The sequence below is a fragment of the Dellaglioa sp. CoH-57-MRSF-22 genome, from assembly GCF_056781895.1.
Map to the genome: position 1 here is coordinate 1 of NZ_JBXAXT010000236.1, position 258 is coordinate 258.

The window sequence follows — 258 nt, forward strand, 5'->3', positions numbered from 1 at the left end:
GGCTTTGACAACGATGAGCAGTGCATCAAAGATCGCGCTGATTACGCGCATCTTGTGCCGGAGCGACTAAACGGGCTTCCGCACGTAGAAGAGGAAAAGATGGCAGAGTTCATGCACGCGGTATCCGGCATCGGCCGTGATCTGTGCGTAGCATATGACTATGTTTATTTCGAAAGTAAATTTGGCCTGACGATCGAGCAGGCAGAGGCGCAAGGATCGGTATGAGCGAATTGAATCAGGTCGCAGACGTAACGTTCG

General features: G+C 51.9%; 1 protein-coding gene. It reads left to right on the forward strand.

What is annotated here, in order from left to right; translation table 11 throughout:
* Nucleotides 1–225, forward strand: a 225-nt coding sequence (locus AC1RPR_RS08925; protein ID WP_481763592.1) for a hypothetical protein, incomplete at its 5' end; no start/stop codon positions are given.
* Nucleotides 226–258 lie beyond the last annotated feature (33 nt).